The 16,203-nt window shown below is 72.3% G+C and carries 6 protein-coding genes and 2 pseudogenes; 6 read left to right on the forward strand and 2 right to left on the reverse strand.

Features of this window, described 5'->3' with window-relative positions; genetic code table 11:
* Window positions 1–234 carry a hypothetical protein gene (locus tag ACQ9ZG_RS22060; RefSeq protein ID WP_028419612.1) on the forward strand — a complete coding sequence of 78 codons (234 nt, stop codon included), beginning with the start codon at window positions 1–3 and terminating at the stop codon, window positions 232–234.
* 31 nt (window positions 235–265) lie between these two features.
* On the opposite strand, the gene ACQ9ZG_RS22065 is transcribed toward ACQ9ZG_RS22060, so the two are convergent.
* Together ACQ9ZG_RS22065 and ACQ9ZG_RS22070 are read right to left on the reverse strand one after the other, a co-directional pair.
* A complete protein-coding gene (locus ACQ9ZG_RS22065) occupies window positions 266–3,601 on the reverse strand; it encodes a tetratricopeptide repeat protein (RefSeq protein ID WP_499281138.1) in 3,336 nt (1,111 codons plus the stop codon).
* A gap of 314 nt (window positions 3,602–3,915) precedes the next feature.
* The gene (locus tag ACQ9ZG_RS22070; protein ID WP_499281140.1) at window positions 3,916–6,957 is read right to left on the reverse strand and encodes an FG-GAP-like repeat-containing protein; all 3,042 of its coding nucleotides are present in this window, start codon (window positions 6,955–6,957) and stop codon (window positions 3,916–3,918) included.
* Window positions 6,958–7,403: 446 nt separating this feature from the next.
* On the opposite strand from ACQ9ZG_RS22070, the gene ACQ9ZG_RS22075 reads away from it, so the two are divergent.
* The 5 genes and pseudogenes from ACQ9ZG_RS22075 (at window position 7,404) to ACQ9ZG_RS22095 (ending at window position 16,004) form a co-directional block, all read left to right on the forward strand.
* Window positions 7,404–13,673 carry an RHS repeat domain-containing protein gene (locus ACQ9ZG_RS22075; protein ID WP_499281142.1) on the forward strand — a complete coding sequence of 2,090 codons (6,270 nt, stop codon included), beginning with the start codon at window positions 7,404–7,406 and terminating at the stop codon, window positions 13,671–13,673.
* Between the two features lie 141 nt (window positions 13,674–13,814).
* Window positions 13,815–14,378 carry a hypothetical protein gene (locus tag ACQ9ZG_RS22080; protein ID WP_146225708.1) on the forward strand — a complete coding sequence of 188 codons (564 nt, stop codon included), beginning with the start codon at window positions 13,815–13,817 and terminating at the stop codon, window positions 14,376–14,378.
* 300 nt (window positions 14,379–14,678) lie between these two features.
* A pseudogene (locus tag ACQ9ZG_RS22085) lies at window positions 14,679–14,834 on the forward strand (DUF255 domain-containing protein); the annotation flags it as partial.
* A 413-nt stretch (window positions 14,835–15,247) separates the two neighbouring features.
* Window positions 15,248–15,622, forward strand: a pseudogene (locus ACQ9ZG_RS22090) (helix-turn-helix domain-containing protein); the annotation flags it as partial.
* Window positions 15,623–15,755: 133 nt separating this feature from the next.
* Entirely contained in the window at window positions 15,756–16,004 is a 249-nt protein-coding gene (locus tag ACQ9ZG_RS22095; RefSeq protein ID WP_255238721.1) for a transposase family protein, read from the forward strand.
* Window positions 16,005–16,203: the final 199 nt, after the last annotated feature.

Here is a 16,203-nt window from a genome sequence, read left to right on the forward strand (position 1 = left end):
ATGTACGCGACCCAGGCACTGACACACGTCGTCCCGCTCGCCGCCGAGCTGGACAAGAACAAGGTCACCCCCGGTGTCCTCGGCTTCCTCGTCTTCGCGGCCCTCGCCGTCGGCGTGTGGCTGCTGATGAAGTCGATGAACCGGCACATGGGGCGGGTGAACTTCGAGGAGGCCCCGGAGACGGGGGCGGCCTCGGCCGCCGAGGGCACCCCGGGGGCTCCGGCCGGGAAGTAGTCCGGGGCCCCGGGGGCGCGGGCTTCCGTCCTCAGACGCCGGACGGGCCGGGTTCGCCGGGCGCGCCTTCCACCGGGACGCCCAGTACCTCGCGGGAGTGGCGGGTCGGGATCAGGCCGAGCCGCCACGCCTGCCAGCCGTCCTCCAGGTCCACGCCCCGCTGCAGGACCACCGCCAGCGCCTCCGCGCACCGCTCCAGCCTGCTGTCCCGGGCCGGGTGGTGCCCGGCGGCCAGCTCGGCCAGCTCCTGCTGCGCCACCACCGTGCCCACCTCGCTGCCGCCCGGCGAGGCGTACGGCAGCAGCGTGCACCGCAGGAACCGGGCCCAGTCGCGCCCGCGCTCGTCCCCGTACGAGGCGAACAGCTCCGCCGCCTCGCCGCAGAGCGTGAGCGCCTGGGCCGCCCGGCCGTTGCCCGCGTCGATCAGGGCCAGCTCCAGGCAGGCCCACGCCTCGCCGTGCGCCACCCCGATCCGCCGGAAGTCGGCGCGCGCGTCCGTCAGGAGCTGGCGGGCGAAGCCGGAGTTCCGCAGGTTCCCCGTCTGCGCGGCCCGCTGGTCGCGGGTGACCCGGCCCGAGTGGTGGCGGGCGCAGGCGAGCCCGTACACGTCCCGCATCCGGGAGAACATCGTCCGGGCCCGCTCCAGCTCCCGTACGGCCTCGACGGCATCACCGTCCTCCTCCAGCGCCTGGCCCAGGTAGTACAGCGTCCAGGCCTCGCCGCGCGCGTCCTCGTTGTCCCGGTGGCGGGCCAGCGCGTCGCGGAGCTGCTCCAGGGCCGGGCCCGGGTCGCCGTCCAGCAGCCGGGCGCGGGCGAGCTGGGTGATGGCCCAGGCCTCGCCGCGGCTGTCCCGGGTGCGGCCGTACAGCTCCAGGGCGGTGGACAGGGACTCCTCGGCCGCGGCGACCTCGCCGGTGCGCAGCCGGACCTGGCCGAGCTGGAAGCGTGTCCACGCCTCCCCGTGCAGCGACTCGCCCTCCCGGTGCAGGGCCAGCGCGGTGTCCAGCAGGGTCAGGGCACGGGCCAGGTTGCCCCGGTCGCGTTCGACGGCCGCCAGCGCGTGCAGGGTCCAGGCCCGGTCCTCGGCCTGCTCCGGGGAGGCCTGGAGGTCCAGCGCCTCACCGAGCCGGGCGGCGGCCTCCCGCAGGTTGCCCTGGTGGTGCAGGGTGATGCCGAGCGAGCAGAGCGCCAGGGCGGCGCCCGCGTCGTTGTGCGCCTCCCGGTAGAGGCCGACCACCGAGGAGAGCGTGGTGCGGGCCTTGTCCAGCTCACCGAGCTGCCGGGCCGCGATCCCCGTACGCCACTGCACCGACCGCTCCATCAGCCCCTGGTCGACGGACTGGGTCAGCTCGCTGATCTCGCCCAGTCGGTAGAGGTCGCCGCGCAGCAGGCAGTAGTCGCAGAGCGCGCCCAGCAGGTTCAGGACCGTGGACTGGTCGACGCCCTCGCTGTGGCGCAGCGCGGAGGTGATGAAGCTCGACTCGTCGTCCAGCCAGCGCAGCGCCGAGTCCAGCGAGCCGAAGCCGTGCGCCCCGAACTGTCCGGCCCGGGTGGACATCTTCCCGTCGACCATGCGGATCACGGCGTTGGCCAGCTCGGCGTAGCCGGTCAGCAGCCGCTCGTGGGCCGCCGCCCGCTCGGCCGGATCCTCCTCGTCGAGCAGCCGGGCCAGGGCGAAGCCGCGGACGAGGTCGTGGAGCCGGTAGCGCGATCCGCGTACGTGGGTGAGCAGCCCGGCCCGGGTCAGCTCGGTCAGCCGCCGCCCGGCCTCCCGCTCGTCGGCGGCCAGGAGCGCCGCCGCTGCCGCCGCACCGAGGCTGGCCCGGCCCGCCAGGGCGAGCCGCCGCAGCAGCCGGCGGGCGGTCTCGTGCTGGTCGGTGTAGCGCAGCCACAGGGCCCGCTCCACGGGGGAGAGCGGGCCGTACGCCCGCAGGTCCTCCGCCAGCGCACTGCGCGTACGGGCCCCGAGCGCGGACGCGGCCACCCGCAGCGCCAGGGGCAGCCCGCCGCACAGCTCCACGACGGCGTCGGTGGCCGGATAGTCGTACGGCCCCGCCTCCTCGCTCCCGGCCACCTCCCGCAGCAGCTCCTCGGCGCCCCCCGCGTCCAGCGGGCCGACGGGCAGGTGGTGGACCCGGGCGGGGACGTCCTCCGGCAGCTCCAGCGGCTCCCGGGCGGTGACGATGACCAGGCTGTCCGAGCGCTCCGGGATCAGGGTGCGGACCTGCTCGGCGTCGGTCGCGTCGTCGAGCACGATGGTGACGGGGGTGCCGGTGAGGTGCTGGTGGTACAGCTCGCCGAGCCGCCGTACGTGCTGCTCGGCGGCGGCCTTCCCGGGCGGCGCCGGCCGCGTACCGCCGGGAGAGCCCTGGGCACGGGGGCCACCGTGGGTGCCGGGACCACCGGGGGTGCCGGGGGTCGTCCCGTCCCGGAAGAGGAGCTGTTCGCGCGGGGCGCCCAGCCGGTTGAGGAGGTGCAGCAGCGCGTCCCGCGTCGGCAGCGGGCTCTCCCCGGCCACCTGCCCCCGCAGGTCGACCACGCAGGCGCCCCGGAACTGGTCTTTGAGCGCATGCGCCGCCCGTACCGCGAGCGTGGTGCGCCCCGAGCCCGGCTCGCCGTGCAGCACGACGACGACGGGCAGGGTCCGGGTGGCGGCGCGGGAGGCGTGCACCCACTGGGCGATCTGCGCCAGCTCGGCCCGGCGCCCGGCGAACACCCCCTCGGCCTGCGGAAGTTGCCCGAAGGACTGCTCCAGCACGACGCGTGTGCGGGCCGCCGCACTGCGGTCGCCGCCGCGCAACTGCCGCACCACGGGCGGCTTCTTCCGCTGGGACGTGCGCGCGGTGGGGGTGAGCATCCGCTGCTGGTCCAGATACGGGCGGATGCCCCGTACCTCCAGCGCGGTCAGCCACTGGAGCCTCAACTGCTCGGCCCCGCCCGGCTGTCCGGCCGCGGCGGCCCGGCGGTGGGCGGCGGGCCAGTGCGAGGCGGTCACCTTCGCCACGGTCGTCGCGGCCCCGGCCACCGCGACGACCGCCCCCGCGCCCAGGGCCGGCCCGGTGGTGGTCCCGAGCGCCAGGTCCGCCCCGAACGCGGCGACGGCGGCAACACCCGTGACAAGCAAGGGAGTTCCCAGGGCCTCCTTGGTGAACCGCTCCGACAGCGGCCGCTCCCCGGCGGCCGTGGCATCGAGCGCCTGGGTGTACGCGGCGTACTCCTCGCGCGCCCCCGCCGCGATGGTGTCGAGGGCGGCGGTCGCCCGGGCCATCAGCACGGCGGAGTCCGTCCGGCCGCCCGACCGCCGCGCCTCCTCCTCCACGGCGCGCGCCAACAGCCTGGTGGCCTCCGCCCGATGGCCGTCCCGCATCTGTCTCTCCTCCGAGTGCCGCGTCGCGAAGTCGTGCGCTGCCGGGCTCCGGTGACCCGGTGTCATGGCCAAGTGTCCTGCGTGCGAGGCCAGGACGCGAGAGCACCTGGGCAAGGGGAGGGTCAAGGAAGGGGTACGGGGCCGTGGCCGGCGGGCGCGACGGGGTGTGCGGACGGGGCGACGTACGGCCCGTCGCCGGGCGGTGCTGACGTGCGAGGAGGGCGTGCGAGGAGGGCGTGCGGAGGGGATGCGCGAAGGCGGGGTCGTGGCTGCCACAGCCATGACCCCGCCTTCGCGGTGCTGCCGTTCGCGGCTCAGCTGAGGGCGCTGAAGACGGCCCAGCCGCCCGTGCCCACCTCCGTACCGGTGCCCTGGACGTTGCTGTAGAAGTACAGCTTCGCGTCGCCGCCCGTGGACCAGATGTCGGTCTTCCCGTCGCCGTTCGCGTCGGGGGCCGCCGTGATCAGCGGGCGGTGTGCCGGGGTCCAGCCGGTGCCGACGACCGTGGACGAGGGACCGTGGCCGAGGCCGCCGCCGGCCGCGTCGGTGCCCGCGTACAGGCGCAGCTCGCCGGTGGTGCGGTTGCGTGCCAGCAGGTCGACCCGGCCGTCACCGGTGCGGTCGCCGGGGGCGAGCAGGTCGTAGTTGCCCCAGCCGCTGGCGCCCACGAGGACCGGCTCCGCGTACTCGTCCAGGTAGCCCGACGGGTGGCCGAAGTACAGCCACAGCAGGTTGCCCTCCTTGACCAGCAGGTCCGGGTGGGACTGGAGGTCCCACTCGTCGATGACGCCGTTGCCGTCCAGGTCGGTGGCGCCGTCGACGTCACCGATGGCGAGGATCTGGTCGGCGTTGCTGAAGTGGTCGTTGGCCTCGTCGTAGACGCCCAGGACGCGGCGCTCGTCGTCGCAGACGGCGTCCTCGACCTCCTCGCCGTAGGAGGTGCAGGCGTAGCCGTACCCGTTGTTCGGGAAGATCTGGATCTGCCGGCTGCCCTTGGCGCCGACGGCGGCGACCAGGTCCTCGTAGCCGTCGCCGGTCCAGTCGCCCCGGTGGGTGATGGAGGCCCCGGCCAGGGAGGTGCCGCTCGCCCTGCGGAACGTGCTGACGGTGCCGGTGCCGTTGCCCGCGTACATGCGCAGGGTGCCGCCGGTCTCCAGCGCGTACATGTCGGCGCTGCCGTCGCCGTTGAGGTCGCCGGGCTTGTCCTTCAGCTCCGGGGAGTTGACGTAGAACAGGTAGGCCTGGATGGCGCTGCGGTTGCCGCCGGGGCTCAGTGAGCGGGCGAACACGCGTGCCGGACCGGCCGACGGCGGGGTGAGCCTGACGGTGACGCTGCCGTCCACCGCCGCGGGCTTCGCGGTCTTGACGGTGGGGGCCCACTCCGTCCAGTACTCGTACGAGGCGACGCCGGAGGCCTTGCCGCGCGAGAGGGTGAACGAGCCTTCGGTGCGGGCCGTGCCGGTCACCTCGGGCTTGCCGTCCGAGCCGTCGGGGAACTGCGGCGAGACGATGTCCGGGGGCGTGCTCAGGACGCTCTGGTCGACCACGAAGCGGCAGACGGAGGTCCACGCCGAGGTGGTCCTGCCGTCCTCGGCCCGCACCTGCCAGGAGTGCTGGCGGCCGTTGACCAGGGTGCTCTTGGGGACGGTCAGCCGGGCGACGTTGCCGGAGGTCACGGCCTGGGTCTTCTCGAACAGGACGGTGCTGGTGCCGGTCTGCCACACCTTGAAGCGGGCGGTGACCGAACCGCCGTCGCCGTCGGTGACCTTGGCGCTCAGCTGGATGTCGGTGTTGCCGATGGTGGTGCTGGGCTCCTTGGCGCACTCGGTGGCCGGGCTGGTGGCCAGGCTGCCCGGGGTGCTCGGGACGGTGTTGTAGTCGGTGGAGAAGACGGCGGTGGAGGCGTCGAACTTCTTCCACGCGAGAGTGTCCGACTCGGAGGCGCGCAGCCCGAGGACGACGTTGGCCCACTTGTCCTTGGCGGCCTGCTCGGCCAGCGCCTTGATCTTGAACTCCAGGTTGCCGGCCGGGCAGCCGGAGCCCCAGCCCTTGGAGTCGTTGACCGAGGCGGCCTTGGAGACCCAGCTGGGCTGCTTGCTCCAGGTGGTGGCGGAGGAGATCGCGCCGACCCGCCACAGCTCCACGACCTTGTTGGTGCAGGACCAGGAGTGGGTGTTCCTGATGCGGAACGTCGAGTCGATGATCTGCTTGCCGTGCAGCTTCTTGCTGTCCATGGTGAACATGGACCGCCAGGTGCCGCCGGTGTCGGACTCGTAGCCGACCCGGGCCACCTTGGAGGAGTGGTTCCAGTAGGAGGTTGTCGGGTAACTCTTGGCGACCGAGGTCCAGTTGAGGCGGGCGCCGCTGACGGTCGGGTCGATGTAGACGGGGTAGACCGTGCCCTCGGCGGCCATCAGCCGGGCGTCCGGGGTGAGCGAGAGGGAGCCGTCGCCGACGGAGATCGGCATCGGCTTCTCGGATGCGCCCTCGCGGGGCTCGAAGACGTCCTCGGCGGGGGTGGCCGGCAGGTCGCCCAGCTCCCCGGCCAGGGCGGCACCCGAGCTGGGGGCCTGCGCGGAGCGCAGCGCGCGGGGCTGGGCGGCGGGCGGCTGGCCGGTGGGGATGCCGGAGGAGTCCCACATCGTGGGGGTGGGCGCGGTGAAGACCTCCTGGCCGGCCGGGTCGATCGCCCTGAGGTTGCCGCCCTCGTCGGCGGAGACGGAGACACCGGAGGCGGAGAGGCCGAACGTGACCTTCTCGAGTGCCGGGTTCCGCGCGGCCTCCGCCGACTTCACCACCAGCAGCTGCTGGAAGCCGCCGACCGAGGCCTTCAGCCGGAGGTCCACGCCGGGCAGCACCTCGGCGTAGGTCGCGGTGTCGCCGTCCAGCTCGGGCCGGGGCAGCGCGCCCGGCCAGTCCACGGTCATCGACCGGCCGTTGCGCGTGATGGTCACCAGCGGGGTGTCCCCGCCGCCGGAGAACGCCAGCCCCACGGTGGTCGCCCGGGGCTCGACCGTGCCGGACGCGGTGCGCTCCAGCCGCTCGTCCACGGGCACGAGCCTGCCCGACTGCCGTACGCGTACGGGGACGGCGGCGCTCTCCATGGTGAAGGTGCCGTCCGGGTTGGCGAAGACGGTGTCGTACTCGGAGCGGTACGAGACGACCTCGGCGCGGGTGCCGGAGGCGGCGGCCTGCTGCGAGGCCCGGGCCTCGGCCGCGGTGTGCCGGCTCTCCGGGGAGGCGGGGGTGGCCGCCGGGGCGGCGGTGGAGGTGGCCGCCGGGGCGCCCGGCGCTGCCGAGGCCGGGAGGGCGGCGAACGCGGGCGCGGTGATTCCGGCGACCAGTGCGAGAGCCACCGGAATACGGGCGAAATTCCCTCGTCTGGTGTGCGGTCGAGAATGCGGCAAGACGTGCTCCCCCTGATTTCACGTGATCGTCGATGAGGCAATGTGCAGGTATAGCACGAGGGCAAAGGGGCTGACCGGCAGGGGTGATCTGGCCGAAAGGTTGCCCTGACCAGGGGATCTGTGGCCGGATCGTGATCATCTTTCCGGGGTGAAACGGATTAATCGGGACCCGGTCGAGGTGGGTTGTCGCGATGCCACATAAAGGCTGCATAATGCGACGCTGTTCAAGGAACTTCATATCGATAGGGGGGAATGTGGGCTTCCGGAAAATCCGAGGCGCACGCGCCGACGCATTCGTCGCGCCGGCGGAAATCGGAACAGATACCAGACCTGCCGCGCACGGGCGGGGAGCCGGATCCGCACACCGGTCCGGACGCCGCGGTGTGGCCCGGGGCGTGACGGTGGTGACCTCCGCGGCGCTCCTGGCCGGGCTCCTGTCCGCCGAGGCGCTGGCGGTGACGCGGCTCGCGCTGCCGTCGCTCCAGAAGATCCGGCCCGTACCCGTCACGGAGGTGGAGAGCCGGGCGGGGGACACCCCCCTGCGCGACCGCCCCGCCCCGGACGTCACCTGGCCCTCGCCCGGCACCGCCGAGGCGACGCATCCCCGGCCCGGCGAACGCAAGCGGCTGAAGCCCGGCGGCCTGCCCGTCGAGGTCGCACCCGCCGCCTCCGGCGGGACGTCCCCCGGCGGGAACATCGTCGTCGAGGCGCTGGGCCGCAAGGCGGCCGAGGCGGTCGGCGTCGACGGTGTGGTGCTCGCCATCGAGGGCGGCCGGGGAGCCGCCGACGTGAAGGTCGACTACTCCGCCTTCCAGGACGCCTACGGCGGTGGCTGGGCCTCCCGGCTCACCCTCGCCGAACTGCCCGCCTGCGCCCTGACCACCCCGGACGAGGCCGCGTGCCGGCCCCGCCCGCTGGACGGGGTCCGCAACAACCCCGAAGAGGGTACGGTCACCGCCCGGGCCGACCTGCGCGGCAGCGCCCCCGCCGCCCGCGAGGAGGACGGCCCGCGGACGCTCTCCGCGGCCAGGATCCCCGTCGCGGCCGGGACCGCCGTCACGGCCGCCGCCGCCCCCTCCGCCACCCTGCTCGCCGTCACCTCCAAGCCGTCCGGCCCCGAGGGGGACTTCACCGCGACCCCGCTCGCGCCCTCCGCCAGCTGGGAGGCCGGCGGGGCCGCCGGTGCCTTCGCCTGGTCCTACGAGCTCCAGACCCCGCCGGTCCCCGGCGACCTCGGCCCCAAGCTGTCCCTCAGCTACAACTCCTCGTCCCTCGACGGCCGCACGGCCGCCACCAACAACCAGGCCAACAACATCGGTGACGGCTGGGGCATGGAGCCCGGCTTCATCGAGCGCCGCTACAAGCCCTGCAACGCCGACATGACCGACGGCAACAACAAGGCGCGCAACGGCGACCTGTGCTGGGCCACCGACAACGCCGTCCTCTCCCTGGGCGGCAAGAGCGGCGAACTGGTCAAGGACGACAAGACCGGCGTCTGGAAGCTCGCCGACGACGACGGCACCAGGATCGAGCGGCTGACCGACACCGCCCGCGCCAACGGCGACAACGACGGCGAGTACTGGCGGGTGACCGACGTCAACGGCGTCCAGTACCACTTCGGCTACCACCGCCTCCCGGGCTGGACCTCCGGCAAGCCCACCACGGACTCCACCTGGACCGTCCCCGTCCACGGCAACCAGAGCGGCGAACCGTGCCACAAGAGCGCCTTCGCCGACTCCTGGTGCCAGCAGGGCTGGCGCTGGAACCTCGACTACGTCGTCACCCCGCACGGTGACGCCATGGCGTACTACTGGGGCAAGGAGACCAACCACTACGGGCGGAACGTCAACACGTCCACCGGCGCCTCCACCGCCACCCCGTACACCCGCGGCGGCCACCTCCAGCGCATCGAGTACGGCCTGGGCAGCGCCGACCTCTACACCGGCACCCCGGCCGCCAAGGTGACCTTCACCGCCGCCGAACGCTGCCTGCCGAACTCGTCCTTCGACTGCGCCGAGGCCAAGTTCACCAAGGAGAACGCCAAGCACTGGCCGGACGTGCCGTTCGACCAGTACTGCGCTCCCGGCACCGAGTGCAAGAACCGGTACAGCCCCTCCTTCTGGTCCCGCAAGCGCATCACCGACATCACCACCGAGGTCCGCTCCGGCACGGCCTACCAGAAGGCCGACTCCTGGAAGCTGACACACCAGTTCCCCTCCACGGGCGACGGCTCCAGCCCCGCGCTCTGGCTCGCCTCCGTGACCCGTACCGGCCACACCGGCACCGCGGCCTCCCTGCCCGCGGTCACCTTCCTGGGCACCCAGCTCAAGAACCGCGTGGACACCACCGGCGACGGCATCCCGCCGCTGATCCGCTACCGCGTCAGCGCCGTCAACACCGAGTCCGGCGGCACCGTCGCCGTGACGTACTCGGCCCCCGAGTGCACCCCGGGCAGCCTCCCGGCGGAAGCGTCCAACACCAAGCGCTGCTACCCCGTCTTCTGGTCCTCCCCGGACTCCCCGGCCGCCGAGTACAAGCCGGTCAAGGACTGGTTCCACACCTATGTCGTCACCCAGGTGCGGGAGGAGGACAAGGTCGGCGGCGCCCCGCCCAAGCAGATCGACTACACCTACCTCGGCGGCGCCGCCTGGGCGAAGAGCGAGGACGAGTTCGCCAAGCCCGAGCACCGCACGTACTCCGGCTTCCGCGGCTACGGCCAGGTCCGCACCACGGTCGGCAGCGGTGACGACGGCGCCAGGCTGCGCACCGAGAACCGCTACTTCCGGGGCGTCGCCGGTGCCGAGGTCCCCGACTCCGAAGGAGTGGGGGCCACCGACCACCCCGCGTTCGCCGGCATGACCCGGGAGGAGGCCACCTTCGAGGGCGGCACCCTCATCGAGGCCAGCGTCCTCACCCCGTGGAAGTCCGCCACGACCGCGAGCCGGGCCCGCCCCGGACTGCCCGCCCTCACCGCCCAGCGGTCCTCCGGCGAACAGGCCGAGGTCGTCCGCACCCAGGTCGACGCCGGCTGGCGCCGCACCAAGGTCGAGCGCACCTACGACGCGTACGGCATGGTCGCCACCGAGACCGACCACGGCGACACCGCCCGCAGCGGTGACGAGTCCTGCACCACCACGACGTACGCCCGCAACACCGGGACGAACCTCGTGGGCACCGCCGCCTCCGTGAAGAAGACCGCGAAGGCCTGCGGCGCCGCACTCACCCTGCCCCGGGACCTGATCTCCGAGAAGCGCACCTACTTCGACGGCTCCACCACCCTCGGCGCCGCCCCCACCAAGGGCGATGTGACCCGGGTGGACGAGCAGAACGCGGCCGGCACCGGCTTCGTCACCGTCGAGACCAACAGGACCGACCAGCACGGCCGGACCGTCGAGACCACCGACGCGGGGGGCGAGAAGACCCTCACGGCCTTCACCCCGGCCACCCGGTACGCCACGACGAAGACGGTCACCACCAACGCCCTCGGCCACGCGATGACCGTCGAGACCGAGCCCGGCCGCGGCGAGGAACTGGCCAAGGTCGACGCCAACGGCAAGCGGACCGACGCGGTCCGCGACGGCCTCGGCCGGGTCGTCAAGGCCTGGCACGTCGGCCGGCCCAAGGCCGACCACCCGCAGGAGCCCAGCCAGGAGTACACCTACAGCGTCTCGCGCACCCAGCCCACCGTGGTGACGACGAAGACCCTGCGGCACACCGGCGACTACCGCACCGAGTACACCTTCTACGACGGTCTGCTCCGCGAACGCGAGACCCAGGCCCCCTCGGGCAACGGCATCGGCCGGATCATCGGCGAGAAGAAGTACGACTCCCGCGGCCTGGAGTGGAAGACGTACAACGGCTACTACGCCACCGGCGACGCCTCCGCGACCCTGGTGACCGGCGACGACACCAAGGTGGCGGACCTGGTCCGCACCCAGTACGACGGCGCGGGCCGCCCCACGCTCCAGATCGCGGAGAAGTACGGCGTCGAACAGCGCCGCACCTCCACCCAGTACGACGGCGACCGCACCACGGTCGTCCCGCCCAAGGGCGAGACGGCCACCACCACGGTCACCGACGTCGAGGGCCGGACGGTCGAGCTGATCCAGTACACCGACGACGCCCGCACCACCTCGCAGTCGACGAAGTACACCTACACCCCCGCCGGACTGAAGGAGACCGCCACCGACCCGACCGGCGCCAAGTGGACGTACACCTACGACCACCGCGGCCGCGCCGTCCGCACCGAGGACCCGGACAAGGGCCCGACCACCACCACGTACGACAACGCCGACCGCCCGGTCACGACCACCGACGCCAACGGGGTCACCGTCGCCACCACCTACGACGGGATCGGCCGCAAGACCGCCGTCACCCAGGGCGGCACCCCGCTCACCAGCTGGGTCTACGACACCGTCGCCAAGGGCCAGCTCACCAAGTCGGTGCGCCACCTCGGCGGCCAGGAGTACGCCGTCGAGACCACCGGCCTCAACGACCGCTACCAGCCCACCGCCACCAAGGTCACCGTCCCGGCCCGTGAAGGCGCGCTGGCGGGGACGTACCAGTGGACCTACGGCTACGGGGACCGCACCGGACAGCTGGAGTGGACCCGGCACCCGGCCATCGGCGGCCAGGCGGCCGAACGCGTCAGCCACCGCTACTCCACCTCGCTGCCCTACGACCAGGTCGTCGCCACCACCAACCTGGCCGGGACCCTGGTCAACGACGTCACCTACGACGCCTTCAAGCGCCCGCTGCGCACCGAGTTCGGCCAGGCCGGACAGCATGTGTGGGAGACCAGGGAGTACGACGAGCACACCGGCAACCTGAAGCGGACCGTCACCGACCGGGAGACCGGCCCGTCCCGCATCGACGACACGGTCTACACCTACGACATCGCGGGCAACATCACCCGCCTGGTCACCGCGTCCGGCCAGGACCAGGCGCGCACGGTCGACACCCAGTGCTTCACCGTCGACGCCCTGCGCCGCATCACCAACGCCTGGACCGCCACGGACGCGTGCGCCGCCAAGCCCGACGCCGACGGCAGCGCCGGCGGCCAGGCACCCCAGGTCGGCGGACCGGACGCGTACTGGCACCAGTTCACCTACGACGCCATCGGCAACCGGCAGAAGGAGATCCAGCACAAGGTCGCCGGCGACCCGCTGGCCACCAAGGACGTCACCCGCACCTACGGCTACGGCGAGAACGGTGCCAACAAGCGCGCCCTGACCTCGGTGACCACGCAGACCGAAGGGTCCGCCGCCACCAAGGACACGTACGTCTTCGACAAGGTGGGCAACACCACCGCCCGTACCGTCGGGGCGATCGCCCAGAGCCTGGACTGGGACGCCGAAGGACACCTGTCGAAGGTGACCGAGGGCGGAAAGACCACGGAGTACGTCTACGACGCCGACGGCGACCGCCTGCTGGCGAAGGACGCCACCGGGACCACGCTCCTCCTCCCGGCGGGCAACGAACTCAAGCTGGAGGCGAACGGCACCAAGACCGCCACCCGTCACTACACCCAGGACGGCAAGACCGTCGCCACCAAGGTGTCCGGCCGCACCAGCATCATGCTGTCCGACCACCACGGCACCGCGACCGTGGCGGTCCTCATGGGCGCGGGCCAGGCCCTCACCCGCCGCAAGACCCACATCTTCGGCGGCACCCGCGTGGCCCAGCCCTCCACCTGGCCGGGCGGCCAGGGCTTCGTGGGCGGCACCTCGGACCCCACCGGCCTCACCCACCTCGGGGCGCGCGAGTACGACCCGAAGCTGGGCCGCTTCATCTCGGTGGACCCGATCATGGACACCGCCGATCCGCAGCAGATGCACGGCTACACCTACGGGAACAACAACCCGCTGGTCTACACCGACCCGGACGGCAAGTTCTTCGGCAGCTTCATCCTCATGATCATGAAGGTCGTGAAGGCGGTGCTGCGGATCATCAGCACCCTGCGCCGCACGGTGCCCGTCCGCGCCACGAACACCGGCAGGATGCACGGGCCCTTCGTCCCGACGGCCACCACCCCACGGGTCCACGGCCCGTTCGTCTCCAGCACCGCCCGCGCCCAGGCCCAGGCCCGCGCGGACGCGGCGGCCCGGGAGCAGCAGCGCCGGGCGGACGAACAGCGGGCCCGGGACAACGAGACGAAGAAGAACACCTCCCAGAAGGACACCCGTTCCGGCTGGCAGAAGTTCAAGGACGGGGCGAAGGACACCTTCACCACCTGGGACGGCTGGAAGAACCGGGTGCTCCCGGCGGCCGGCTTCGTCACGTGTGTCGTCGCGTCGGCGGGGGTGTGCGGGATCGCGGGCGCGGCGGTGGCCACCTCGGTCTACGTCGGTGACCGCGTCACCACGGGCAAGTGGGACCACGCCTCCTACGGCAAGAACCTGGCCTGGGGGGCCTTCGGGACCGCCGCCGCGTTCAAGTACGCTCGCTGGGGCGGTGCCACCGCCAAGGAGGCCATGTGGGGCAGCGCGCTCTCCCGGACCTCGGTCGTCACCAAACCGGCCACCACGACCAGTGGGGCCATCCGGCAACCGGGTCCGATGAACTGGAGCGTGACCCGAGGCAACATGGTCGGCAACGCCAACTTCGCCTTCGGATTCTGCGGAGCCGGAAGCATGAGTCCCGGCCTGCTGGTCGGCTCCTGCTGACCCGGCAGGGGATGTGAGACGCCGCCGGGGGCCTTCGGGCCCCCGGCGGCCTCTTTCCCGACGCCCCGAATTCCCCGAACTCCCCTGAACCCCGACTCCCCGAACCACGGCTCCTCGAACTCCGAAAGGGCGGAAACCCCCATGCGATACGGCCGAGTCACGGGAGGACGCGTGCTGCGCCGCCGCTCCTTCCGGGTGCTGTCCCTGGGCGTCCTGGCCCTCTTCGCCGGCGGGGCCGGCCTGGGGCTGGCCGACGGACTGAACGGAAGGCAGGACGGTCTGGTGGCGGCCGCACTGCTGCTCACCCTGGGCTCCCTCTGCTACCGGATCACCCGCTCCCGCGTCCACGCCGGCCCGACCTCGCTCACCGTCGTCAACCCGTTCTTCGCCTACGAGGTCCCCTACGCGTCCGTGCAGCGCATCGGGGCCAGCCGCTCCGGCAGCCTGATCGTGCTGCCCAAGGAGTCCGCCGCTGACACCGAGGGCGAGGGCTACCTGGTGGTCGGCTTCGCCGGATCGCTGCTCGACCGCTTCTTCGGAACGACGGAGAAGGTGACGGCGGAACTGAAGAAGCACCGGAACAGGGGCCGCAAGCTGCCGGGCGCGGACGGCCCCGTGCGCCGCTTCCTGGTGGCCGACATCGTCGCGGACGGGATGCTCGCGGTGGCCGCGGGATCCGCGGTGGCTGCCCTGATCGTGGGGTGATCCGCTCGGCCTCTGCTCCGGCCCGCCCCAGGGCGTCGGCGAGGAAGCGGGCCTTGATGCGGCCGAGCTGGGGCGCGATGACGGCGTCGTGATGGCCGCCTGGTGATGAGCGCGTCGTGATGGCCGCCTCGTGATGGCCGCGTCGCCCGTGATGCGGCCGCTGCGGCCGATGAGGGCGGTCTTCACGATCTTCGCCGGGAGGCGGCTCTCGCCCTGGCTCGTCTACTGGTCCCACCTGCCCCTGCCACCCCACCCCGTGGCGCAGCCCCGTCGCGGGGGCCGGTGCGCGAGGATTGGGGTATGGCCAACCGACTTGTGCAGACCACCTCCCCGTACCTCCTCCAGCACGCCGACAACCCCGTCGACTGGTGGCCCTGGTCGCCCGAGGCGTTCGAGGAGGCCAGGAAGCGGGATGTGCCCGTGCTGCTCAGCGTCGGGTACGCCAGCTGCCACTGGTGACAGTGACTAGCGCTTTATCCATGAGTCTGCGGACATCTCCACTATCCGGGGGTGCCGGTCTCATGCGGTGGCAATTCGCAGGATGACTGCCCTTCCGACTTCGGTGTCCGTCGGGCCGAGCGTTGGACGCGATCTGCGCGAGCCGTTCGGGCGGGGCGTGTTCGCCAACTAACGAGCTCGTGCACGGTAGGCGGTGAGACGTCGAGCTCCTGGTCCTCGATCATGGTCTTGTGGTGGGGAATTCAACGCGTGCGGTGATCATCAGTAATCGGCGGATCACGGGCCTGGCTGTGGGAGTGATTGCTGAACTCGTCGAGGAGATAGGCCCGTTGTGACAGGAGCGTCACCAGGCCCAGCTCACCTCCCGGCCACGGAAGCGGGCCGTGGGCGCCGGCGCAAAGCACCGGCTGGTGTTTGTCGATCGGCTGCTGGCCACGCTCGTCCATCTTCGTCACGGGGGCACCCACGACGTGCTGGCCTGCTGGTTCGGCGTGGATCGCTCCACCATCACCCGGGCCGTCGGCGAGGTGCGGCCCCTGCTCGCCGAGCGAGGCTGCACCGTCAGCCCCGACGTGCGGCTGCGAACTCTGGCCGACGTCGTCGACCACCTCGGCGCGAGCGGAACGACCGGCATTATCGACGGCACAGAGATCCGGGTCCGGCGGCCCGCCGCCGGACGCAAGGACCGCGACAAGTTCATCTCCGGCAAGAACAAACAAGACGCCGTCAAGTCCATGGTGGTCACGGACGCCGAAGGCCGCGCGCTGTGGTGCAGCCCAGCACGCCCCGCAAGCTGCGCGGACATCACCCAAGCCCGCCAATTGGGGCTGGTCAGGCTCCTGGCCGACGGGCCCCCGGGTCGAGATCCTCGCCGATGCCGGCTACCAGGGCCTGGGCGCACAGACCGGCGGCCGGGTGGTGACACCACCGCACCGCAAGTACAAGAAGAACGCCCCGGACTGGTACGAGGAGATGTACGAACGCCAGCGCAAGGCACACTCCTCACGCCGTATCCGGGTCGAGCACGGCATCGCCCATCTGAAGAACTGGCGTGCCCTGGCCCGCCACCTCGGCCGCCGCGAGCACATGAGCGACACCGTCCAAGCCGTCGCCGGCCTGCTGTCCCATCAGCAGACCGCCGACCTGACGTCGACACGGCAGAGGTGAACACCGAGCCCCGCCGACAGCCTCGACGTCTCACCGCCTACCGTGCACGAGCTCGTTAGCTGCGTGGCGAGATGACTGAGCGCTGGCCTCCGGCAGCCACGGAAATGGTGGCGAGCAGAGGGAAGAGCTGTTGTCCTTATCCGCCGAGGTGCCCGGTCAGGGTGCCGCTGGTGAAGGGCGCGAGGGCTGCCGCGGTGGT

The sequence above is a fragment of the Streptomyces araujoniae genome (assembly GCF_050871195.1).
Lineage (GTDB): Bacteria > Actinomycetota > Actinomycetes > Streptomycetales > Streptomycetaceae > Streptomyces > Streptomyces bacillaris.